Consider the following 21,750-nt stretch of genomic DNA (forward strand, 5'->3'; position numbering starts at 1 on the left):
TATTGCCACGACACGCCGGCCGGGGTGGCAATAACCTCATGATCAACGCGGCGGGGGCGGGGGTGGGGCGCGGGCGGGCGCGGGGTGGGGGCGGGGGTGGGAGTTAGAGGAGGGGGGTTAGGGCCTTGGCGTAGGTGGGGGGGATGTGGTTGGGGCCGCCTGGGGTGAAGACGTCCGAGTTCGCCACCGCCGACCAGGCTGTCTCCGGGACGGCTTCGACCAGGGCGCGGATCACCGGGGCGTCGCGCCACTGGGCCTGTTCGGCGAGCAGGCCGAGGGCCACCACCGACTCCTCGACCTCGCCCACGCACTCGAACGGTTTGTGCCCGTCCACGCCCAGCAGCTCGCGGTAGCCGGGGATCTGCGACTCGTCGGCGAGCAGGTCGCCGCCGAAGATGCCCACCACCCGCTCACGCGGCATGAAGGGTGCCATGGCCAGGAACACGAACCGGCACTTCGGGCAGTCGCGGCACCAGCGCTCACTCGCGTCGCGCAGCTTGAAGGCGGCATTGCAGCTGGTCACCACGTCGTCGTAGCGGGTGAACTCGGCGAACAGCCGGGCGATGTGCAGCTCGGACAGCGAACGCAGCAGCGAGAAGTACGGGTCGGTCAGGCCGGCGTGCTCGGCCAGCGACGCCCGCAGCAGCCCCTCCGCCTCGACGCCCTTGGACCACTGGTGGTTGATCTCGTGACCGTTCCAGACCAGGTTCGGGTCGGACGCCGAGCGCTCGTTGGACATCACCACCGGGCCGAGCCCGTGCAGGACCGCGGTGGCCACCGCGATCAGCGAGTTGATCGCGGTGACCGGGATGTGCCCGTTCAGCGCGCCGGCCGCGTTCAGGTCGAACAGCACCGGGTCGATCCGCCGGCGGGCGGCCAGCGGGATCAGCCCGGACGCCTCGTTCACCGAGACGATCACGTGGTTCGGGTTGACCGAGAACGGCACCGGGTCCAGCTCGGCGCGGCGCAGCGCCTCCAGGCTGACGATCGAGTCCTTACCGCCGCCGACCGCCGAGAGCGGGCGACGCTCCGAGTCGTCGTACACCCGGGGTGGCTCCGGCGAGCCGGCCGGCACCTCCGGACGCAGCTGCAACACGTGCGGCAGCTGATTGCGGTACGCGTACTCCGCGAGGCCCCTGGTGTAGACGGCCGTGACGTAGTCGACGGTGGCCGCGCCCAGCGGCGCCGGCAGCACGAGCCGGGGCGGCGCGGCGGCCTTGTAGTAACTGACCCCGGCGACCAGGTGCAGCACCTCCAGCACCCGGCCGAGGGTCGCCACCGTCTCGTCCGAGGGCGGCTCCGCCGGCAGCGGGAGGGTGATCACCTCGGTGAACCGCTGCTCACCGGCCGGGCCGGTCAGGGCGTAGTCGAACAACACCTCGCCGGTGGCGAAGTCGATCGAGTAGGACGGGAAGGTGAAGGCGTCCATCCGCCGGAGCTGCTCGTTGGGCACACGCCATACTAGGCCCTGGTTCGTCCGGCCGTGTCCGGACCGGGCCCGCCCTGCCGCCGCCGCGACCCCCGAGGAGAGCCCAGTGCGCCTTTCTGACCTGCGCGGACGTACCGTCGCCGTCTGGGGCACCGGCCGGGAGGGCCGGGCCGCTGTGACGGCGATCGCCGCGCACGGCCCCGCCGAGCTGGTCGCCGTCGACGACAGCGCCAACTTCCTGTCGCTGCCCTGGGACGGCCCGCTGGCCGAGGCGGCCCCGCTGGTCACCGGTGAGGCGGGCTTCGCTCGGCTGGCCGCCGCCGACGTGGTGGTCCGCTCGCCCGGCGTGCCGCAGACCCACCCCTGGCTTGTCGAGCTGCGCCGACGCGGCGTGCCCGTCACCCAGGGCACCGCGCTGTGGATGGCCGACCACGCCGCGCGCACTGTCGGGGTCACCGGCAGCAAGGGCAAGAGCACCACCTCCAGCCTGATCAGCCACCTGCTCACCGCGATGGGCCGCCCGAACGTCTTCGGCGGCAACATCGGGGTGCCGACCCTCGACCTGCCGGATGCGGAGCTGTACGTGCTGGAGCTGTCCAGTTACCAGTGCAGCGACCTCACCGACTCGCCCCGGGTGGCGGTGGTCACCGCGCTCTTCCCCGAGCACCTGGACGCGCACGGCGGGGAGCGGGAGTACTACCGGGACAAGCTCAACCTGCTGGCTCACGACCCGCAGACGATCGTGGTCAACGGTGGCGACCCCCGGCTCGCCGCCGAGCTGGGGGAGTTGCCGGCCGTGCGCGCCGGGCAGCCCGACAGCAGCCACGTCGCGGCCGGCATCGACGGTACGCAGTGGTTCCATCTCGGTGACCAGCCGCTCTTTCCGCGTGCCGTGCTGCCGCTGGTGGGACGGCACAACGAGAGCAACCTGTGCGTCGCGCTCGCCGTGCTCGACGCGCTCGGCATCGACGTGGTGGCGGGCAAGGACCACCTCGCCGTCGCGGTCGCCGAGTTCCAGGGGCTGGCCCACCGGCTCACCGAGATCGCCGACCCGTCCGGGTTGACCTTCGTCGACGACACCCTGGCCACCAGCCCGTACGCGGCCATGCATGCCATCGACGCGTACGACGGACGGCCGTTGACGGTGATCGTCGGGGGCAACGACCGGGGTCTGGACTACAGCCCGCTGGCCGAGCATCTGGCCGAGCGGGAGCTGACCGTGATCGGCATTCCGGACAGCGGGCCGCGCATCGTCGAGGTGCTTGCCGGCCTGCCGAAGGTGCGTACCGAACTGGTCGACGACCTGGTGGACGCGGTCCGGTTGTCCCGCGAGCTGACCCCGGCCGGCGGGGTGGTGCTGCTGTCCCCGGCCGCACCGAGCTACGGCCGGTTCCGCAACTTCGAGCACCGCTCCGAGGTGTTCGCCCAGGCCGTCGCCGAGACCGCAGGCTGAGCCCGACTGTGCCGACACCGCCGGCTCGGTGGGCGTCGCGGGCGGTCAGCGTGCGGGCAGCCGGGAGTGCAGGGCGCGCATCGAGCGGATCGCCGAGCGGATCTCCTGGAGGTAGCGCCCCGGCGTGAGCGTCTGTTCTGGTAGCACCGCCAGGTCGGCCAGCGCCGGGTCCACGCCGACCGTGTCGATGCCACATCCGTACGGCAGGGCCAGGGTACGCAGCGCGTCGCAGTGCTGGAACGGCACGTAGATCGGCGCGGTGACCATCAGGACCTCGTCGCCCGGGGCGAGCCGCGCGTGCTCGGCCCAGAACCGCTGGGTGTCGGCGGTGTGGGCGCGCCGCCGATCCGGCTCGCCCGACGGCGCGGCCAGCACCCGTACCGGTGGCAGGCCCGCCGGCCGGTAGGTCCGCGACGACCAGGAGTGGTGCGGGTGACCGGCGTCGACGCCGGCCCGCTCCGCCGGGGCGGTCACCCCGAACACCCGTCGGACCGCCGAGTCCAGCACGTCCACCTCGGTGTCGTCGGCGGGCAGGCCAGCGCCGGTCAGCGTGCGCCGCTCCCAGTCCGACAGCGGCCGGAAACTACCCAGCACGGCGACCTCGCCGGTCACCCGCAGACCGGCGCGCAGCAGGTGTGCGGCGTAGGCGACCCGGCGCACGCAGGCGTGCCCGAGACCGCCGAGGACAACCAGGTGGGCGTACGTCGGTCGGGTCGGCAGCAGCGGCCGGACCAGGCCGAGCGCGGCCGCCGCGGCGAGCACCAGCTCGGCGGTGTCGGGGTCGAGGTCCGGCTCCCGGGCCTCGGGCCGTTCCCGGCCGCCCCGGAAATCCCAGTGCCTCGCCGAGAACTCGTCGAGAAACCGCAGCACCTCGGTTAGCTCACCGTCGGGCCAGGCGCCGCCGAAACGCGCGACCAGGCCGCGGATCGGGTCCGCGCCGACCCACCGGGCGACGCCGGCCGCCGGGTCGCCCGGCGCACCCACGGGCAGCGGTACGGGCAGCTCGGGCACCGCAGGATCGTACCGGGGAACTGTTGTCGTCCCGTCGTACGCTGGCCTCAGCCGGTGCCCGGGAGGTACGTCGATGTCCGATCTGCTCCGCCGACCCCGCGCCGGCCGGATCGCCGCCGCGGGTGGCTTCGTCCGGCTGCTGGCGCACACCGACCCGGTCGCGCTCGTCGGCATCCTGATCTCGATCTCGCTCTCCGTGACGTTGGACCTGACCAACGCGGCGACCGGGGTGGAGTCCCTGCTCGCCGGGCTGATGGGCACCACCATCTCGCTGCTTGTCGACTCGCTGGCCCGCGCCGAGCGCCGCTTCCACCTGCGCACCCTGCTGGAGGGGCCGCACTGGCTGGTGCACGCGGTGCCGGAGGTGGTCACCGGCACCCGGGAGGCGGTCGAGCGGCATCCCGGCACCCGGGTCGCCGACGAGGCCCGGCGGCGCTTCGAGCGGTTCCGGGCTGACACCGACCAGCTGCGCGTCGGGCGGATCATCCGACCCGGCGGCGACTGCCAGGACCTGCTCGGCGGCACCCGCGAGTGCGTACGGCGACTGGACGCTGTGACAAACGTGATGCCGAGGGCCAGCGGCGAGCTGAGCTGGTGGCGTGGCGAGATCGGCCGGCACTACTGGGCGGCGAACACCGAGGCGTTGGCCCGGGGCGTACGGATCACCCGGGTGTTCCTGCACGCCGGCCTGACCGACGAACTGACCGCGTTGGTGCGGGCCCAACAGCAGGCCGGGGTGCGGGTGGGTCTGCTGCCGTGGGGCGTGGTTGACGCCTCCCGGCACGTCAACCTGACCCTGTGGGACGGCACGGCGTGCTGGGAGGGTCGGATGAGCGCACACGGCGAGATCACCGAGAACCAGTTCTCAGTGAACGCCGGTGACCTGGCCCGGCTGACCGACGTCTTCGAGGTCTGCGTCGAGGCGGCGACCTTCCTCGACTGACGACGACGTCGACCGACCGCGACGGGAGGGCTGGCCACCGATGACCGTGCAAGCAGTACTGCTGGTGACCGCTGTGGTCTGGGCGGTCAGCCTGATCCGGTCGGTGCGGATGCGTGCGCTGGTCTACAGTCTCCCGCTGCCGATGACGCTGGCCCTGGTCGGCACCGGGCACCGGGTGCAGGGCGCGCAACTGCTCGGGGTGCTCGGCCTCAACCTGTTCTTCGTCGTCGTGGCGGTCACGCATCATCGGTGGCGCTGGCCGATTCTGATCGCCGACGCCGCCGGGATCATCGGGTACGTGGCGTTCAGCGCGGGCCTGCTCGCCGTACCGGTGCCCTTCTGGCCCGCGCTGGTCGGCACCGTGCTGCTCTGGACGGTGGCGATGCTGCTGCTGCGCCGACAACACCCCACACCGACAGCGCCGTCGTCGACCGGGCCGCCGGTGGGAGCTGGGCCGCCGTCGTCGGCTGGGCCGCCGGTGGGGGAGTCGGGGCCGCGAACCCGGCTGCCGGCGCCGGTCAAGCTGCTGGTGATCCTGCTGGGTGCGACGCTCACCGGGCTGCTCGGCGAGCTGCTGCGGGCGATGGTGGTGACCTTCCCGTACGCCGGGGTGCTGGTGGCCATCGAAAGCCGCCGCGACCTGGTGACGTTCACCCGGCACTTCGCCCGCAACAGCCTGGCACTCGTCGGCTTCCTGGCGGCGTACCACGTCTGGCAGGACACCTCGACGGCCGCCGCCCTGACGGCCGGCTGGGTGGCTTTCGCGGTGCTGGCGGTGGCGCTGCACGCGGCGACCGCCAGCGGCGCGGCCAGGCGTCGCGTGGCGCTGCCGGCCGCCGGCTGAGCGGACCCACCGGACGCGGCGCGGGGCCTGCGGTCCGGTGGGAGCGTGATCCGCAGATCGTGTCCGACAATGAACGCGTGCCGTGCGCCGGGCGGGCCGGCTCGGCACCGACGCGCCGAGCCGGCCTGTCCTCAGATCGCGAGGGCCCCGCCGTCCACGGGGAGGAGTACGCCGTGGATGTGTGACGCCTCCGCACTGGCGAGGAAGATCACCGCCGCGGCGGTGTCCTGCGCGGTCCCCGTACGCCTGTCCGGGTTGCCCTCGGCGAGCTTCTCCAGGATGGGGCGGAGGTCTTCGTTGCTCTCCGTGATGGTGGGTCCGGGGGCGACGGTGTTCACCCGCACACCGTCAGCGGCCAACTCCGCCGCCCACGACCTCGTCAGTGAGTGCAGGGCCGCCTTGCTGGCGCCGTACAGCGAAGTGAACGTGATGCCGTCCACGCCGCCGATCGAGCCGATGTTGATCACCGAGCCGCCGCCGTGCTCCACCATGCCGGGCACCAGGGCCGCCGTCAGGAGGTACGGGGCCTTGATGTTGACCTCCAGCACCTGGTCGATCTGTTCCTCGCTCGACTCCGTCATGGGGTGCGGCGGCACGAGAAAGGCCGCGTTGTTGACCAGGATGTCGATCGGCCGACCCGCCCGGTCCGTCGCCTCCTGTGCGAGGCGGCGGACCTCGGAGCCGCCCGCAGAGAGGTCTGCCTCGACGAAGTGGGCGATGCCGCCCTCCGCGACGATGCCGTCGACGATCCGAGCACCCTGCTCCGAGCCAAGTCCGGTCACGACGACGATGGCGCCCTCGCGGGCCATCGCCTCCGCCACGCCGCGCCCAATTCCGCTCGTCGAGCCGGTGACCAGTGCAGCACGCCCGTTGAGGCGATTCATGTCAGTACCTCCGGTTGTGGCCGTGATGTCGATGGACGCGGAACGGCTAACCCTCTCGTCGAACCGATCCAAGGTTGCTTGCTCAAGCAAGTGTACGCCGCCGTCGGCGTGATGCCCTTGCCGCGATCGTGCTCGGTTCTGACGCCGCGCACCGGTGATCGCGCCAAATCCAGGAAATAGTCCCGTCGTCGCGGCCGGAGGGCGCGACAACCTGGATCGAGTGCGATCATGGCCGCGCGCGGGGCGCGTCGGCGGTCAGGTGGTGGGGAACAGGCGGGCGTGCAGGGCCGCCGGGTCGGTGACCTCGGGCAGGTCGCGGGCGGCGAGCCAGGCCGCGGCGGCGGCACCGTCGCCGGCGGTACGCACTGGCGCGTCCGGCCACTGCCGGGCGACCTCGGCCCGGACGGCGGTGGCCAGCGGGGTGTCGGCGGTGAGTAGTCCGCCGCCGAGTACGACGGGTGTCGTCGCTTCGGCGGGGCGGATCCGGCCCACGCTCTCGGCGAGGTGGGTCGCGGCCTCGCCGATCAGGGTGAGGGCGACGGGCTCGCCCTGGCCGGCGGCGGTGACGACGAGTGGCGCGAGTTGGGCCAGTTCGACGGGTGCTCGTCGGGTCACGGTCTGGATGACGGCGTCCACTGTGTCTCGGGGGCGGGCGGCGATCTCGGCGGTGCCCACCAGGTTGGTGAGCACGGCCGTGGCCAGTGCCCCGGGCGGGCGTCCGATGTCCAGGTCGGCGAGTAGGAGACGTACCGCCTCGCGACCGAGCCAGAAGCCCGAGCCGGTGTCGCCGAGGAGCCAGCCGTGACCGTCGGCGATCCGGTCGAGTCGCAGGTCGTGGACCTGTGCGGTGATCGCGCCGGTGCCGGCGATGAGCACCGTGCCGTCTGGTGCGGCGCTGCCGGAGGCGTAGGCGACCAGGGCGTCTCCGTGCACCGCGTACGGGCAGCGTAGGCCGGCGTCGTGCCAGGCCCGGTCGAAGGCGGCCCGGCCGGCGGGGTCGGCGAGCAGTCGGCCGGCTCCGGCGAGCCCGATGGTGCCGGCGACCACCCGTGCCGGGTCGAGATCGGCGAGCGCCTCGCGGAGCGCGATTGACAGTTCGGCGGCGGCGCGTTCGGCGCCGTGACTCGTGGGGTTGCCACCGCCGGCGCGGCCGGTGCCGACACGGTGCCCGGTGAGGGTCAGGGCGGTCGCCCGGGTGGACGTGCCGCCGACATCGAGACCGATCACGAGGGTGTCGGGATTCGGCACGGGGCCTCCTTGGTTGGTCCGGCGATCGGGTCTGTTCATGCTGGTGGGCGGCGTGTTTGAGGGCAAGTTTCGGCGGGTGCGGAGGGCTGTGCGCCAGGTAACAGTTTGAAAACTTCGCCCACAGTCTTGACACGGAGGGCCGTTCAGTAAGAACTTTTACCACTAACAGTTAACAAGCTTTTCGGAAAGGTGAGCCGACACATGGTTGATCACGAGGTGGACGCCGCCGCGGGGACCGCGGTGGTCGACGCCGACGCGATCGATCGAAGGAGCGCCGCCTCCGACGGGGTGCTGGCCCGGGTCCGCAACGGGCTCAGCGAGCTGACCGGCGCCCTGCGGCGGGTCGCCGAGCACGTGCTGAGCGACCCGGAGGCCGCTGCCCGATCCACAATCGTCGAGTTGGCCGAGCGCAGCGGCACCTCACCGGCGACCATCACCCGCTTCTGCCGGGCGATGGGCTTCGAGGGGTACGCCGACCTGCGGCTGGGCATCGCCTCCGAGACCGGTCGGGCCCGCTCTGCCGGTTGGACCGTCGACATCGGACGCGAGATCCAGCCGAGCGACCCGCTCGCCCGGGTGCTCGACCAGATCATGGCCGCCGACACCCGGGCCATGCACGACACCGCCACCCTGCTCGACCTCGGCGAGGTGGAGCGCGCGGCCGTGGCGATCGCCGGGGCCAGCCGGGTGAACATCTTCGGCGCCAGCGGCAGCGCGCTCGTCGGCGAGGAGATGCAGTTCAGCCTGCACCGCATCGGCGTGGCCGCGTGGGCGTGGAACGACGTGCACGAGGGGCTGGCCAGCGCCGCGTTGCTGCGCGCCGGGGACGTGGCGCTCGGCATCTCGCACACCGGTCAGACCCGGGAGACGATCGAGATGCTCGCCGAGGCGGGCAGCCGGGGCGCGACAACGCTCGCGCTCACCGGTTTCCCGCGCTCACCGCTGGCCGAGCTGGCCGACATCGTGCTGCTCACGGCCAGCCAGGCGACCACCTTCCGGCCGGACGCGCTCTCCGCCCGACACCCCCAGTTGGTGGTGCTCGACCTGCTCTACATCGCCGTCGCCCAACGTACGCACGACCGCGCCCACGCGGCCTTCCGGCGCACCGCGCAGGCCGTCGACGGGCACAAGGCCGCGAAAGGGGTCGTGTCATGATCAGCGCCCAGGGGTACGCGGACGCCGTCCGCCCGGTACTCGACCGACTGCTCGACTCGGAGGCCGACGGAATCACCCGGGCCGCCGACCTGATCGCCGACAGCCTGCGCGACGGTGGGGTGCTCCAGGCGTTCGGCGCCGGGCACTCCGAGGCGTTCGCCGCCGAGCTGGTGGCCCGGGCCGGCGGGTTGGTCCCCACCAACCGGCTCTCGGTACGGGACCTGGTGCTGCACGGTGACGCCCCGCGTGACGTGCTCGCCGACCCGAAGCTGGAACGCGACCCCTCCATAGCCCACCAGATCTACGCGCTCGCGGCGCCCCAGCCGCGCGACGTGTTCGTGGTGGCGTCCCAGTCCGGCATCAACGGCTCGGTGGTCGAGCTGGCGGCGCTGGTCACCGAGCGCGGTCATCCGTTGATCGCGGTCACCTCGGTCGAGCACACGGCACGGGTCGTTCCCCGGCACCCGTCCGGTCAGCGGCTCGCCGACCTCGCCGACGTCGTGCTGGACAACGGCGCGCCGTACGGCGATGCACTGCTGCCGCTCGAGGGCGGCGGCGCGGTCTGTGCGGTCTCCTCGGTCACCACGGCGCTGCTGGCGCAGCTCCTGACCGCGGAGGTCGTACGACGGTTCCACCAGGCCGGAGAGGTGCCCCCTATCTACCTCTCCGCCAACGTCCCCGGCGGGGACGAGCACAACATCGCCCTCGAGTCGCGGTACGCCGGGCGTCTCCGGCGTACCGCCTGACCCGAATTCCCCAAGGAGAGACGACGATGTCGATTACCCCCGAACACCCGGCCGCGCTCGACCGTCGCACGGTGCTGCGTCGCGCCGCCGCCGTGGGCGTGCTCGCCACTCCGGCCATCGGCCTGCTCAGCGCCTGCGCGACGAGCGGCGGCGACAAGGAGAACGAGCAGGTCGCCGGTGGCACCAAGAGCGAGAAGAACCCGCTCGGCGTCAAGGAGGACGCCGCGATCGAGGTGGTCATCTTCAACGGTGGTTACGGCGAGAAGTACGCCACCGACGTGCACGAGCCGCTGTACAAGAAGGCGTTCCCCAAGGCGGAGGTCAAGCACCAGGCCACCCAGGCCGTCTCCACCGTGCTCCAGCCGCGGTTCGCCTCGGGTAACCCGCCGGAGTTCGTGAACAACTCGGGCGAGAAGTTCCTCGACTTCGGTGCGCTCGTCAACGACGGCCAGTTGCAGGATCTCACCGAGCTGTGGGACGCGCCGTCGGTCGACGACCCAAGCAAGAAGGTCCGCGACACCGTCATCCCGGGCATCGTCGAGCAGGGCATGTTCAGTACCGCCGACGGGCAGCGCAAGCCGTTCGTCCTGTACTACGTGTCGACCGTCTACGGCATCTGGTACTCGGGCAAGCTCTTCAAGGACAACGGCTGGACCGCGCCTACCACCTTCGACCAGTTCAAGGCGCTCTGCGAGCAGATCAAGGCCAAGGGCATCACCCCGTACGGCTACGCCGGGGCGAACGCGGCCTACTACCAGTGGAACGTGATCCTCACCCAGGCCGCGAAGATCGGCGGCGCGGACGTCCTGAAGAACATCGACAACCTGGAGGACGGTGCCTGGAAGCAGGACGCTGTCAAGCAGGCCGCGGAGGCATGGGCGGAGATCGGCGCGAAGTACTCGGACAAGAGCTTCGAGGGGCTCAAGCACACCGACGTGCAGCTGCGGCAGAACCAGGGCAAGGTCGCCTTCTACCCGTCCGGTGACTGGCTGGAGAACGAGCAGAAGAAGGACACGCCGGCCGGGTTCATGTACCAGCTCATGCCGGTGCCCAGCCTGACCGCGTCGGACAAGCTGCCGGCGACCGCTATCCGGGCGGCCGGTGGCGAGGGATACTTCGTCTCGTCCAAGAGCAAGAACCCGCGTGGCGGCCTGGAGTACATGCGCCAGATGCTCTCGAAGGCCGGTGCCCGGGGCTTCACCGAGACCGTCGGTGCGGCCACCGTCGTGCCGGCCGGCAGCGAGGGCTTCCAGTTCCCGCCGGGTGTGGCCAGCGCGCAGGCAGCCCTGAAGGCAGCCGGCAACGACGTGTTCAACATGCTCTTCGACAACTGGTACAAGGAGCTCGACATGGAGGCGCGTACCGCCACCAACGAGCTGATGTTCGGCCGGATCAAGACGGACGCCTTCGTGGAGCGGATCCAGAAGCGCGCCGACGCCATCAAGAAGGACAGCTCCGTCACCAAGTTCAAGCGCTGATCGATCGGAGCTAGGGTCATGCGGCACGGCAAGTATCCATTCGTGATCGGGTTCCTGTTCGCCCCGGTCGCGCTGTACGTGACATTCGTGATCTGGCCGTACGCGCAGGCGTTCCAGATCTCGATGACCAACTGGCGGGGGCTTTCTGCCCCGCAGTGGGTGGGCTTCGACAACTACCGGAGGTTGCTCGACGACGGCGCCTTCTGGAAGGCGGTCCAGCACCACGGCGTACTGCTGCTTGCCCTGCCGCTGATCACCATTGCCATCGCGCTGTTCTTCGCCTTCCTGCTCAACGTGGGCGGCAAGAGCAGCGGCGGGCAACGCCAGGGGGTCTGGGGGGCGAAGTTCTACCGGGTGGTGTTCTTCTTCCCCCAGGTCCTGGCGGTGGCCATCATCGCGGTGCTGTTCCAGACGGTGTACCGGCCGAACGAGTCCGGCCTGATCAACGGCGTGCTGATGAAGTTCGGCATCGAACCGATCCTCTTCCTGGTCAAGCCGAACCTGGCCCTCTGGTCGATCATCGCGGTGCTGGTCTGGCAGGCGGTCGGCTTCTACGTGGTGCTCTTCTCGGCCGGAATGGCCTCCATCCCCGGTGAGATCTACGAGGCCGCCGAGATGGACGGGGCGACGAAGGTGACCCTGTTCTTCCGGGTCACCCTGCCGCTGCTCTGGGACACCCTCCAGGTGGCCTGGGTGTACCTCGGGATCGCGGCGTTCGACGCGTTCGCCATCGTGGCGGTGCTCTCGGTGGACAGCGGCGGCCCGGACGGCGCCACCACCGTGCTGGCCATGGAGATCTACCGCAACGCGTTCGTCTACTCGAAGTACGGCTACGCCTCGGCGATGGGCGTGGCGCTGTTCTTCCTCACCCTCACGTTCGCGGCGCTGACGCTGCGGCTCACCAAGCGGGAAAGCGTGGAGTACTGATGAATCCGCAGTCGACGCTGCCGCCGACCCCGGCGGCGCTACCGCCGAAGACCGGTGACCCGTCCGCCCCCGCCGGGCCGGGGCACAAGGGCCCCCGCTCGGAGGTACGGTTCTTCGCCGGCCTGGGGCACGTCGCGCTCGCCGTGTGGGCGGTGATCGTGATCGTGCCGATCCTCTGGACCTTCCTGGCCGCGTTCAAGAACACCAGCGAGATCTTCAGCAGCCCGTGGACGCTCCCGGCCGAGCTGCGCTGGGAGAACTTCGGGCGGGCCTGGACCAAGGCGCACGTCGGGCGGTACTTCCTCAACAGCGTGATCGTGGTGTCGTGCAGCACGTTCCTCACCATGCTGCTCGGCTCGATGGCCGCGTACGTGCTGGCCCGCTACAGGTTCTGGGGCAACCGGGCGATCTACTTTCTCTTCGTCTCCGGGTTGGCCTTCCCGGTCTTCCTGGCGCTGGTGCCGCTCTTCTTCGTGGTGAAGAACCTGGGTCTGCTGGACACCCACACCGGCGTGGTGCTTGTCTACACCGCGTACTCGTTGCCGTTCACGGTGTTCTTCCTGGCCGCGTTCTTCAAGACGCTGCCGTCGTCGGTGGCCGAGGCGGGGATGATCGACGGCTGCGGGCACAGCCGGCTGTTCTTCCAGGTGATGATGCCGATGGCGAAGCCGGGCCTGATCAGCGTCGCGATCTTCAACATCATCGGTCAGTGGGCGCAGTACCAGCTCCCGTTGGTGCTGCTCTCCAACGCCAAGGACAAGTGGGTGCTCACCCAGGGCATCGCCGACATCTCGGTCAACGCCGGCTACGAGGCGGACTGGTCCGGGTTGTTCGCCGCGCTGACCATCGCCATCCTCCCGATGATCATCGTGTACGCGGTCTTCCAACGCCAGATCCAGGCCGGCCTCACCTCCGGCGCCGTCAAGTAGCCGGTCACCTCTGGCGCTCGTCGGCCTGGCTGTGCCAGGAGTGCCACAGCGCGGCGTACGCCCCGTCGGCGGCCACCAGGTCGTCGTGGCTGCCGATCTCGGTGATCCGGCCGTCGGCCAGCACGGCGACCCGGTCGGCGTCGTGCGCGGTGTTGAGCCGGTGCGCGATCGCGATGACCGTCCGCCCGACCAGCACGGCGGCCAGCGCCCGCTCGGTGCGACGGGCGGTGCTCGGGTCGAGCGCGGCGGTCGCCTCGTCGAGGATCAGCGTGTGCGGGTCGGCGAGCACCAGCCGGGCCAGTGCGAGCTGCTGTGCCTCGGCCGCGCCGAGCTGCCGGGCCCCGTCGCCGAGCTGAGTGTCCAGACCGTCGGGCAGGTCGGCACACCAGTCGGCGCCCACTGTGCCAAGCGCGGCGCGCATCTGCTCGTCCGACGCGTCCGGCGCGGCGAAGGAGAGGTTGTCGCGCACCGAGCCCATGAAGACGTGGTGCTCCTGCGTGACCAGGGCGATCCGTCGCCGACGTTCGGCGGGGTCGAGGTCGGTGACCGGGCAGCCACCGATGCTGACCACGCCGTGGCGTGGCGCGTCGATCCCGGCCAGCAGCCGGGCCAGTGTGGACTTGCCGGCACCCGACGGACCCACGACGGCCAGCCGCTCACCCGGCTGCACCTCCAGGTCGATGCCGTGCAGCACGTCCGGCCCACCGGAGTAGGAGAACCGCGCCCCGCGGACGACGACCCGCTCGCCCCGCGAGGTGGCCGCCCGACCGGGCTCCTCCGGCGGGACCATGCCGACGCCGAGCACCCGGGCGTACGACGCGAAGCCGCGCTGCGCCTGCTCGGTCCACTGCAACAGCCGGTCCATCGGGTCGATCGCCTGTTGCAGGTAGAGCGCGGCGGCGACCACAGCGCCGAGCGAGACCACCTGCCGGGAGAGCAGGTAGCCGCCGACGAGCAGGACCAGTGCGATCGGCAGCGGATAGCTGGCCTCGACGACCGAGAAGTACACGGTACGCAGCGCCAGTGTCGCCCGTCGGGCCTGCCACAGCCGGGTGATCCGGCCGGTGCCGTGCCGGACCCGGTCGTCGGTCAGCCGCAGCGCCTCCACAGTGCGGGCGCCCTCGGCGGTGGTGGTGAGCGTCTCGGTCAACTCGGCCGCCGCCGCGCCCTCGGCGAGGTACGCGGGACTGGCCCGCCGCAGGTACCACCTGGTGGTCGCCACGATCGACGGGAGCCCGGCCAACGCCGCCAGGCCGAGCAGCGGATGCAGCAGGAAGATCGCCCCGAACAGCAACGTCAACTGCACGGACGCGATGACGATGGTGGGCACCACGTTGCGCACGGTGGTCCCGACCGTCGCCACGTCGACCGAGCTGCGGGTGGCCAGGTCGCCGGAGCCGGCGCGCTCGACGACCGACACCGGCAGGCCGAGGGTGCGGGAGACGAACTCCTCGCGCAGCTCGGCGACGGCCCGCTCACCGAAGCGGTGGCCGGCGTACTGGGCGTAGCGGGAGAGCAGCGCGCTGACCAGGACGCAGCCGGTGATGGCCAGCGCCAGCCGGTCCACTGTGGCCACGCCGGCGCCGGCGGTGACCCGGTCGACGATGGTGCCCAGCAGCCACGGCGGGGCGAGGCCGGCGACCGCGGCGGCGCAGTGCAGCGCCAGCACGACACCGACCGCCCGGCGATGCCGACCGATCATGTCGCGCAGGGCGCGACGGACGGTGCGGCGGTCGGCCACCGGCAGCTGGTTCACCGGAAGACCTCCTCGGTGTCGGTGGGCCTGTCGAGATCGGCGCTGCCCCGGGCCACCAGGTGCCGGTAGTCGGCGTCGGCGTCGAGCAGGTCGGCGTGGCTGCCGGTGGCGGTGATCCGGCCGGCGCTCAGGAACGCGACAACGTCGGCCCGGCCGAGCAGCAGCGGCGACGTGGCGATCACGACGGTCGTCCGCCCGGCCCGCGCGGCACGCAACCGTTCGGCGATCCGTGCCTCGGTGTGCGCGTCCACCGCCGAGGTCGGGTCGACGAGGATCAGCACCTCCGGCTCGGCGAGGAGAGCCCGGGCCAGGCGGACCCGTTGGCGCTGACCGCCGGAGAGTGTCCGGGCGCGCGCGTCCATCGGGGTGTCCAGCCCGGCGGGCAGGGCGTCGACGATGTCGTCCGCCGAGGCGGTCCGCAGAGCCGCCCGGATCCGGTCGTCGTCGGCCCCGGGGCGCAGCACGTCGCGCAGTGTCCCGGCGAAGAGGTACGAGTCGTGGTCGGCGACCAGGATCCGGGAACGGACCTCGTCCAGGGCGACCGCTGTCAACGGCACACCGCCCCAGGTGGTGTCGCTGACCACGTACCGGCCGAGCCGGTCGGCCAGCGCCACGGCCACGGCCGGGTCGTCGGCGGCCACCCCGGTCAGCCGGCCGGCGGGCACGGTCAGGCCGCTCTGGGGGTCGTGCAGGTCGGCGGGTCCGGCCGGTGCGGCCAGGGCACCCGGCCGGCGTGCGTCGGGCACCGCGCCCGACCACCGGCGACCCGGGCCACCGACCTCGTCCGAGGCCACGTTGAGCAGGTCGGCGATCCGCCGGGCGGCGACCCGCCCCCGGATCAACTGGTGACTGCCCTCCAGCAGGAACCACACCGGCACGATCAGGGTCGCCACGTAGCCGTAGACGGCCACCAGTTCGCCGATCGTGACGGCGCCGGTCACCGCCATCCGAGCCGTCAACCACACCACCGCCGCCAGGAACAACCCGGGGATGGCGACTGTGGCCGCGTCGATCCAGCTGTAGACCGCGCCGACCCGGTAGCCCTCCGCGCGCAGATCCTGGGACCTGGCCGCGTACCGCCGGGCGAACAGGTCCCGGCCGCCCACCCCGGCGAGCACCCGCAGCCCCGCCACGATGTCGCCGGAGCGGGCGGTGAGCGCGCCCTGCTGCCGGCGGTAGACCGACTCGACCCGTTCCAGGCGGCGCAGCAGGGGCCCGACGACCAGGCCGACCGCCGGCACTCCCACCAGCACGCAGAGCGCCAGCAGCGGGGAGATCGACCAGAGCACCACGGCGATGATCGCGTACGCGACGACCGCTCCGACGCCCGGCCCGGTCAGCGTCAGCACCTGCGCGGTCCAGTCGATGTCGGAGCCGCCGATGGTGGACACCTCACCCGCGCCGACCCGGCGCGGCAGCACCGCGCCGATGCGGGACAGGTGGCGCAGCAGCACCTCCGCCGAGCGGGCCTTGGCGTCCTCCCGGATGAAGGTCATCGTGCGGTGCCGCATGATGCCGAGGTAGGACAGGGCCACCCCGGCGACGACGATCGCCGCGACCCAGAACACCAGGGCGCGCGTGTCTCCGGTGCGCAGCCCGTCGTCGACGGCGCGGTAGATCAGGTAGGGCCGGGCGGAGAGCCCGACCATCCAGGCCGTGCCGATCAGGCTGCCGCGCAGCACCCGCCAGGGTTGGCAGCGGACCAGCCACCACAGGTATCGCATCGGACCCCGGGTGTCGGGAGTGCCGGGATCGGAATGCGGAATCTGTGGGGGCACCCGACCACGCTACCGACCGTCCCCGACACCGGAGGGAACCGACGCCGGTGAGGTCCGCCTCCGGTTCTGTCGCACGGGAGAGGCAGAATCACGTTCGTGCTGGTGGCGGTGGTGTCCGACGAGCGAGGTGGGGGAGTGCTCCGCCCGCTCGACGCCGCCGGCCGCCCGGCCGGTCCGGCCGAGACCGTCGTCGACCTGGTCGCCGCGGTCGCCGCCCGCGAGGCCGCCGAGCATCCGCGTTGGGTCTGGTCCGCCGCCGCCTCCGTCTACCCGCCGCTGCTGCGTGCCGGTGTCCGGGTCGACAGGTGCCACGACGTTGAGTTGACCGAGGCGTTGCTGCTCGGGCAGGCGGGCCGCTGGGGCGAGCCGCGCGCGCTGGCCGCGGCCTGGGCCCGCCTGAGCGGTGCGCCGGTGCCGCCCGACCCACCGCCGCGCGCCGCCGCGCCTCCCGGGCACGGCCAGGGCGCGCTCTTCGACACGCTGCCCGGCCCGTCGGGGCCGGGCATCGACGCACTGACCCAGGTGTACGCCGACCAACTCGCCCGCATCGCCGCGACCGAGCACCCGGGCCGGTTCCGGTTGCTGGTGGCCGCCGAGTCGGCTGGCGCGCTGATCGCTGTGGAGATGGGTGCCGCCGGTTTGCCGTGGCGTGCCGACGTGCACGACGAGATCCTGCACGAGCTGCTCGGTGAGGCGTCCCCGGTCGGTGGCCCGCCACGCCGACTCGCCGAGCTGGCCGCACTGATGGCCGACGCGTTCGGCGTACGCCGCCTGCACGCCGACTCCCCGGCGGAGCTGCTGAAGGCGTTCGCCCGGGTCGGGGTGGAGCTGCCCAACACCCGGGCCTGGGTGCTGCGTGGGGTCGACCATCCGGCGGTGCCGCTGCTGCTGGAATACAAGGAGCTCTACCGGATCTGGACGGCGCACGGCTGGTCCTGGCTCGAACAGTGGGTGCGCGACGGGCGGTTCCGACCGGAGTACGTGCCCGCCGGGGTCGTCTCCGGCCGCTGGGCGACCCGGGGCGGTGGCGCGTTGCAGATCCCGAAGGTGATCCGCCGGGCGGTGGTGGCCGATCCGGGCTGGCGGTTGGTGGTCGCCGACGCCGGCCAGTTGGAGCCACGGGTGCTGGCCGCGGTGTCCGGGGACGCCCGGCTGGCGGCGGCGGGCGGGGCCGGCGACCTCTACGCCGCGCTGGCCCGCGACTCGTTCGGCGGCGACCGGGCCAAGGCCAAGGTGGCGCTGCTCGGCGCGATGTACGGGCAGACCGGCGGCGCGGCGGTGCCCGCGTTGGCGGTGCTCAAGCGCAGTTACCCGACGGCGTTCGCCTTCGTGGAGGCGGCGGCGCGCGCCGGCGAGGCGGGTGGGCTGGTGCGGTCGTGGCTGGGGCGGACGTGCCCGCCCGGTTCGGTGGGGTTCGGTGATCCGGACGACGTGCCCTCCGATCCGGACGCGGCGGCCGATCCGCAGGGTCCCCGGGCGCGGGCCGCGCGGTCGAGGGGTCGTTTCACACGTAACTTCGTCATCCAGGCCACCGCCGCCGAGTGGGCCTCCACGTTGCTTGCCACGCTGCGCACGGAGTTGGCCGGCACCGACGCCGAGTTGGTCTTCTTCCAGCACGACGAGGTGGTCGTGCACGCGCCCGCCACGCAGGCGGATGCTGTCGCCGAGGCCGTCACCCGGTGTGGCGAGCGGGCCTCCGCGCTGCTCTTCGGTGCCACACCGGTCCGGTTTCCGCTCGACCTGTCCATCGTGGATTGCTACGCCGACGCGGCCTGACCGTCGGGGCGCCGCGGGCCGTCGGGTGCTCGGTGCGCCAGTGCTGGGAGATGCCGGGCGTGTAACGGTTGTGCTATTTCTCCTTTTCGCCCCGCTACTCCCGGCTGGCCGTCCTCGTTGCAGTGTCCGTAGGAGGGGCGGATCGGTCACGGTCGGTCCCACGCTGGAGGGGGCGCAGCTGAACGGGATCGCAGGAATGATCATCGCCGCGGGCGGGGGACGTCGGATCGGCGGTCCCGAGGCCCTGTTGCACCAGGGTGAGAAGCCGCTGGTCAACCAGATGATCGATACGATGACCGAGGCGGGCTGCGAACGCATCGTGGTCGTGTTGGGTGCCGCCGCCGAGCAGGTCCGGGAAACCGCAGACCTGGGCCGGGCCACAGTCGTCATCAACAAGGCGTGGGGCACCGGGGTCGGCTCGTCCATCCGGGCCGGCCTGGCCGCCCTGGACGACGAGGGGATCGAGGCGGTGGTGGTGGTCCCGGTCGACATGCCGGGGCTGACCGCCGTCGCGGTCCGGCGGGTGGCCGCACTGCCGTACCCCGATGTGTTGGTCTGCGCCACCTACGACGGTCTGCGCGGCTACCCGATGCTGTTCGGCCGCCGGCACTGGCCCGGGATCGCCACCCTGGCCAGCGCCGACGTGGGCGCCCGACCGTACCTGCTGGCGCACAAGGACCAGATCGTCGACATCGCCTGCGACTCGGTGGCCGACGGCAGCCGTGTCGACACCCCGGAGCTGATGGCGCTCTACGGCCTGACCGTCCCGCCGCAGCGCGTCGGGGTCTGAGGTGGCCTGAGTATCAGTGCCGATGTGCCGGGACACCCAGCGGCGATAATCGTCGCCATGCGTCGACTCGCCACCGCCCTGCTGTGTCTGGCCGCGCTCGTCAGCTGCGCCACGCCGGGCGCGGCGCCGGTGCGGGACGGCCCGACCACGGACACCGGTTGGAGCACCTACCAGGCTGACATCACGGCCGTGCGGGTCGGCACGGACCCGCGCTCGCTGGTGCTGAGCGTGGCGCTGCTGGGTGACGCGGACGGTTGCTCCCGGAACCCGCAGATCACCAACCTCGTCGAGGAGAACAACCGCATCTACGCCGACGTGGTGCAGGAATCGCGCCTGTCCGCGGTGGTCGGGGCCTGCCCCACCCACACACCGGGCGAGGTGACGTTGACGGTGCCGGGGCCGATCGCCGGCCGCAGCGTCGTGCTCAACCAGGAGCCGTGGAAGGTCGACGGCGCGGCGTACCACCGCTGCGACCCGACGTTCGGGTGCGACCCGATGCCGAAGGACCACTGTGACCAGGCGTGGGTCGACGTCGTGGTCCGCGGCATGGACGTGTCCCGGCACTCCACCGGATCCGTCGAGGGCTGCGACGGCACCTGGTTGGTCATGACGGTGCCGTTCGATCCGGTGCCGTGCGGTGTCGAGGCGCGGCCGGGCTGCGACTCGTCGGTCACCGTGCGCCGCTACTTTTTGCGCTGGGCCGGCCAGGGCGGCTGGAAGATGATCGCCAACTCGACGGGGGCCGGCTGCGGACGCGTCCGCACCACCGAGCCGGCCTTCCCGAGCAGGCTCTGCGCCGACCTGCCCAATCCGTGATCGGGGCCAATCCTCTCCGGTGACTCCGGCCGAGCTGTTGATGCAGGTGGTTTAGGCGTTAGATCACCTTTTGGGTGATTCTGCGAGCCGCGCGTCCCTTGCCGCGAGGGGGCTCGTTACCGGTTCGTGACCTTTGCGGAGACAGTGCAGATGAGAGCGAAGACCGGGGTGGGCACTCGACGCCTGCTTCTGCCCCTGGTGGGAGGGGCGACCGCCGTCCTGCTGGCGATGCTGGCGACCACCTCCGAGGCCCAGCCCCGGCTAGCCGTCGATCCGGTGGCCGGCACGCAGGGCTTCCTGGTCATGACCGCCGGAGACACGCGGCTGATCGGTGCCGAGAACGAGGGGACCATCGCGGTCGGGGGCAACCTCAGCTTCGGCAACTATCAGGTCGCCGGGAGCAGCGCCGGGTCTTTCGTGGTGCCGCCGGACAGTAATCCGACGGCCCTGCTGGTGGGCGGCCGGGTCGACTTCGCCGCCAGTGTCCCCGGGTCACGGTTGCAGGTGTTGGGAAGCGGCTACGTGAAGGTCGGCGACCTGACCGGCGCCTTCGTCCGCGACACCGACAACAACGGCGCCCTGGTCAACACCCGGGTCCTGCCGACGGACGACTACGAGGCAACACCCCGGGTCGAGCTCGTGACCCGGCAACCCGTGGCGAGTGTCGGCCCCTCCTCGCCGCTGGATTTCGGCAGCGCGTTCGAGGGTTTCCGCGCGACCGCCACCAGCCTGGCCACCTGTCAGCAGAACGTCGTGCTGACCACCCCGGAGGGCGCCCCGTTGCCCCGGCCCGTTCCGCCGGGCAGCAACGCGGTGGTCAACCTCGCCCCGGGCGTCACGAACGTGCTCAATCTGTCGGCCAGCGACCTTGCCAACATCTCGGTGCTCACCTTCGCCGACCAGCCCACCCCCGACACGCCACTGCTGGTCAACGTGGACACCAGCGACGTCGGCGACGCGTTCGTCTGGCGGGTGCCGAACTTCGCCGGGATCGGTGGAGACCAGGCCAGATACATCCTGTTCAACCTCCCGACCGCCACCTCGATCACCCTCACCGACGACAGCGCGACGCTGGAGGGCACGATCTACGCGCCCAACGCCGCCCTGAATGCCGCGACGAACGGCAACATCGAGGGAAGCGTCATCAGCCGGACCCTGACGCACGACGGCGGGGAGATCCACGACTTCCCGTTCTCGACGCTGTTGAACTGCTCCCAACCGACGCCGACGCCAACAGCGTCGACACCGACCCCGACCCCGACACCGACAACGTCGACGCCTACGCCGACACCGACGGGGCCGACACCGACACCGACGGGGCCGACACCGACACCGACGGGGCCGACACCGACACCGACCCTGCCGACGCCGACGCCTACCGGGCCGACCTCCGCACCGACGACCCAGCCGCCGGTGAGCCCGACGGGCTACCCGACCAAGCACCCGTTGCCGGTCACCGGCACCTCGACCTGGCCGATGCTGGGGATAGGGAGCGCCGGAATCGGCCTCGGTGTGGCCCTGCTACTGCTGGCCCGGCTGAGACTGCGACGTAACGAGAACTGAGACCGGTGATGGTGGGCCCAGGACACGGTCCTGGGCCCACCATCGCCGGGTCAGGCACCTGAGAGGCAGTGGTGGGTGTCCCCCTGCTTGCCGGCCGGGCGGACCGTCGTGGACCACGTGCATTCCCCGTGACTGGGCAACGTCGTACTCGCTCACGGGAACGACATGCACCGGCCGCTGGTCGTCCGTCTTGGACAAATGTCAGCGCGCGGCCGCGGGAGGCG

General features: G+C 71.7%; 18 protein-coding genes. 12 read left to right on the forward strand and 6 right to left on the reverse strand.

Annotated elements, in window-relative coordinates; translation table 11 throughout:
* Positions 1 to 103: 103 nt before the first annotated feature.
* Positions 104 to 1,453 (reverse strand): hypothetical protein, encoded by a 1,350-nt coding sequence (locus tag AB0A95_RS15215; protein WP_357556339.1) that lies wholly within the window; start codon positions 1,451 to 1,453, stop codon positions 104 to 106.
* An 82-nt stretch (positions 1,454 to 1,535) separates the two neighbouring features.
* On the opposite strand from AB0A95_RS15215, the gene murD reads away from it, so the two are divergent.
* Positions 1,536 to 2,882, forward strand: coding sequence for a UDP-N-acetylmuramoyl-L-alanine--D-glutamate ligase (gene murD / locus AB0A95_RS15220; RefSeq protein ID WP_357556340.1), 1,347 nt, complete (start codon positions 1,536 to 1,538; stop codon positions 2,880 to 2,882).
* 45 nt (positions 2,883 to 2,927) lie between these two features.
* Here murD and AB0A95_RS15225 read toward each other — a convergent pair whose 3' ends face one another.
* Entirely contained in the window at positions 2,928 to 3,893 is a 966-nt protein-coding gene (locus AB0A95_RS15225) for a hypothetical protein (RefSeq protein ID WP_357556341.1), read from the reverse strand.
* Positions 3,894 to 3,966: 73 nt separating this feature from the next.
* Here AB0A95_RS15225 and AB0A95_RS15230 point away from each other — a divergent pair, with 73 nt between their 5' ends.
* Positions 3,967 to 4,836 (forward strand): hypothetical protein, encoded by an 870-nt coding sequence (locus AB0A95_RS15230; protein ID WP_357556342.1) that lies wholly within the window; start codon positions 3,967 to 3,969, stop codon positions 4,834 to 4,836.
* A 40-nt stretch (positions 4,837 to 4,876) separates the two neighbouring features.
* Positions 4,877 to 5,680 (forward strand): hypothetical protein, encoded by an 804-nt coding sequence (locus AB0A95_RS15235; RefSeq protein ID WP_357556343.1) that lies wholly within the window; start codon positions 4,877 to 4,879, stop codon positions 5,678 to 5,680.
* A gap of 131 nt (positions 5,681 to 5,811) precedes the next feature.
* Here AB0A95_RS15235 and AB0A95_RS15240 read toward each other — a convergent pair whose 3' ends face one another.
* A complete protein-coding gene (locus tag AB0A95_RS15240; RefSeq protein ID WP_357556344.1) occupies positions 5,812 to 6,564 on the reverse strand; it encodes an SDR family oxidoreductase in 753 nt (250 codons plus the stop codon).
* 255 nt (positions 6,565 to 6,819) lie between these two features.
* The gene (locus tag AB0A95_RS15245; RefSeq protein ID WP_357556345.1) at positions 6,820 to 7,812 is read right to left on the reverse strand and encodes a BadF/BadG/BcrA/BcrD ATPase family protein; all 993 of its coding nucleotides are present in this window, start codon (positions 7,810 to 7,812) and stop codon (positions 6,820 to 6,822) included.
* 201 nt (positions 7,813 to 8,013) lie between these two features.
* Between AB0A95_RS15245 and AB0A95_RS15250 the strand changes: the two genes are divergently transcribed.
* Genes AB0A95_RS15250 through AB0A95_RS15270 form a run of 5 tightly spaced genes read left to right on the forward strand, consistent with a single transcriptional unit; the run spans position 8,014 to position 13,047 of the window.
* On the forward strand, positions 8,014 to 8,967 hold the full coding sequence (locus AB0A95_RS15250) for a MurR/RpiR family transcriptional regulator (RefSeq protein WP_357556346.1): 954 nt from the start codon (positions 8,014 to 8,016) through the stop codon (positions 8,965 to 8,967).
* Positions 8,964 to 9,713 carry an SIS domain-containing protein gene (locus tag AB0A95_RS15255; protein ID WP_357078084.1) on the forward strand — a complete coding sequence of 250 codons (750 nt, stop codon included), beginning with the start codon at positions 8,964 to 8,966 and terminating at the stop codon, positions 9,711 to 9,713. The genes AB0A95_RS15250 and AB0A95_RS15255 overlap by 4 nt, the downstream gene beginning before the upstream one ends.
* A gap of 26 nt (positions 9,714 to 9,739) precedes the next feature.
* Entirely contained in the window at positions 9,740 to 11,191 is a 1,452-nt protein-coding gene (gene ngcE, locus AB0A95_RS15260; RefSeq protein ID WP_357556347.1) for an N-acetylglucosamine/diacetylchitobiose ABC transporter substrate-binding protein, read from the forward strand.
* 18 nt (positions 11,192 to 11,209) lie between these two features.
* Positions 11,210 to 12,118, forward strand: a complete 909-nt coding sequence (locus AB0A95_RS15265) for a sugar ABC transporter permease (RefSeq protein ID WP_357556348.1) — start codon at positions 11,210 to 11,212, stop codon at positions 12,116 to 12,118.
* A complete protein-coding gene (locus AB0A95_RS15270; protein WP_357556349.1) occupies positions 12,118 to 13,047 on the forward strand; it encodes a carbohydrate ABC transporter permease in 930 nt (309 codons plus the stop codon). Before AB0A95_RS15265 ends, AB0A95_RS15270 begins: the two co-directional genes overlap by 1 nt.
* A gap of 4 nt (positions 13,048 to 13,051) precedes the next feature.
* Here AB0A95_RS15270 and AB0A95_RS15275 read toward each other — a convergent pair whose 3' ends face one another.
* Together AB0A95_RS15275 and AB0A95_RS15280 are read right to left on the reverse strand one after the other, a co-directional pair.
* Positions 13,052 to 14,749: an ABC transporter ATP-binding protein gene (locus AB0A95_RS15275; protein WP_357556420.1), complete on the reverse strand. Its 1,698-nt coding sequence runs from the start codon at positions 14,747 to 14,749 to the stop codon at positions 13,052 to 13,054.
* Between the two features lie 50 nt (positions 14,750 to 14,799).
* Complete coding sequence (locus AB0A95_RS15280) at positions 14,800 to 16,527, reverse strand: ABC transporter ATP-binding protein (RefSeq protein WP_357556350.1); 1,728 nt, start codon at positions 16,525 to 16,527, stop codon at positions 14,800 to 14,802.
* A 120-nt stretch (positions 16,528 to 16,647) separates the two neighbouring features.
* On the opposite strand from AB0A95_RS15280, the gene AB0A95_RS15285 reads away from it, so the two are divergent.
* The 4 genes from AB0A95_RS15285 to AB0A95_RS15300 all read left to right on the forward strand — a co-directional run bounded on the left by AB0A95_RS15285 (position 16,648) and on the right by AB0A95_RS15300 (position 21,526).
* Positions 16,648 to 18,357 (forward strand): bifunctional 3'-5' exonuclease/DNA polymerase, encoded by a 1,710-nt coding sequence (locus AB0A95_RS15285; protein ID WP_357556421.1) that lies wholly within the window; start codon positions 16,648 to 16,650, stop codon positions 18,355 to 18,357.
* Between the two features lie 196 nt (positions 18,358 to 18,553).
* Positions 18,554 to 19,147 carry a nucleotidyltransferase family protein gene (locus tag AB0A95_RS15290; protein ID WP_357078107.1) on the forward strand — a complete coding sequence of 198 codons (594 nt, stop codon included), beginning with the start codon at positions 18,554 to 18,556 and terminating at the stop codon, positions 19,145 to 19,147.
* 57 nt (positions 19,148 to 19,204) lie between these two features.
* Positions 19,205 to 19,963, forward strand: a complete 759-nt coding sequence (locus tag AB0A95_RS15295) for a hypothetical protein (RefSeq protein ID WP_357556351.1) — start codon at positions 19,205 to 19,207, stop codon at positions 19,961 to 19,963.
* 228 nt (positions 19,964 to 20,191) lie between these two features.
* A complete protein-coding gene (locus tag AB0A95_RS15300; protein WP_357556422.1) occupies positions 20,192 to 21,526 on the forward strand; it encodes a choice-of-anchor A family protein in 1,335 nt (444 codons plus the stop codon).
* The last annotated feature ends 224 nt before the right edge of the window (positions 21,527 to 21,750 follow it).

The sequence above is a fragment of the Micromonospora sp. NPDC049230 genome (assembly GCF_040647875.1).
Taxonomy (GTDB): domain Bacteria; phylum Actinomycetota; class Actinomycetes; order Mycobacteriales; family Micromonosporaceae; genus Micromonospora.

Bases quoted from the DNA above. Each gene is read 5' to 3' on its own strand.
- ngcE (WP_357556347.1), top strand. From the start codon at position 9,740: ATGTCGATTACCCCCGAACACCCGGCCGCGCTCGACCGTCGCACGGTG.
- AB0A95_RS15270 (WP_357556349.1), top strand. From the start codon at position 12,118: ATGAATCCGCAGTCGACGCTGCCGCCGACCCCGGCGGCGCTACCGCCG.
- AB0A95_RS15235 (WP_357556343.1), top strand. From the start codon at position 4,877: ATGACCGTGCAAGCAGTACTGCTGGTGACCGCTGTGGTCTGGGCGGTC.
- AB0A95_RS15230 (WP_357556342.1), top strand. From the start codon at position 3,967: ATGTCCGATCTGCTCCGCCGACCCCGCGCCGGCCGGATCGCCGCCGCG.
- AB0A95_RS15275 (WP_357556420.1), bottom strand. From the start codon at position 14,749: ATGATCGGTCGGCATCGCCGGGCGGTCGGTGTCGTGCTGGCGCTGCAC.
- AB0A95_RS15280 (WP_357556350.1), bottom strand. From the start codon at position 16,527: ATGCGATACCTGTGGTGGCTGGTCCGCTGCCAACCCTGGCGGGTGCTG.
- AB0A95_RS15255 (WP_357078084.1), top strand. From the start codon at position 8,964: ATGATCAGCGCCCAGGGGTACGCGGACGCCGTCCGCCCGGTACTCGAC.
- AB0A95_RS15295 (WP_357556351.1), top strand. From the start codon at position 19,205: ATGCGTCGACTCGCCACCGCCCTGCTGTGTCTGGCCGCGCTCGTCAGC.
- AB0A95_RS15300 (WP_357556422.1), top strand. From the start codon at position 20,192: ATGCTGGCGACCACCTCCGAGGCCCAGCCCCGGCTAGCCGTCGATCCG.
- AB0A95_RS15265 (WP_357556348.1), top strand. From the start codon at position 11,210: ATGCGGCACGGCAAGTATCCATTCGTGATCGGGTTCCTGTTCGCCCCG.
- AB0A95_RS15250 (WP_357556346.1), top strand. From the start codon at position 8,014: ATGGTTGATCACGAGGTGGACGCCGCCGCGGGGACCGCGGTGGTCGAC.
- AB0A95_RS15290 (WP_357078107.1), top strand. From the start codon at position 18,554: ATGATCATCGCCGCGGGCGGGGGACGTCGGATCGGCGGTCCCGAGGCC.
- AB0A95_RS15240 (WP_357556344.1), bottom strand. From the start codon at position 6,564: ATGAATCGCCTCAACGGGCGTGCTGCACTGGTCACCGGCTCGACGAGC.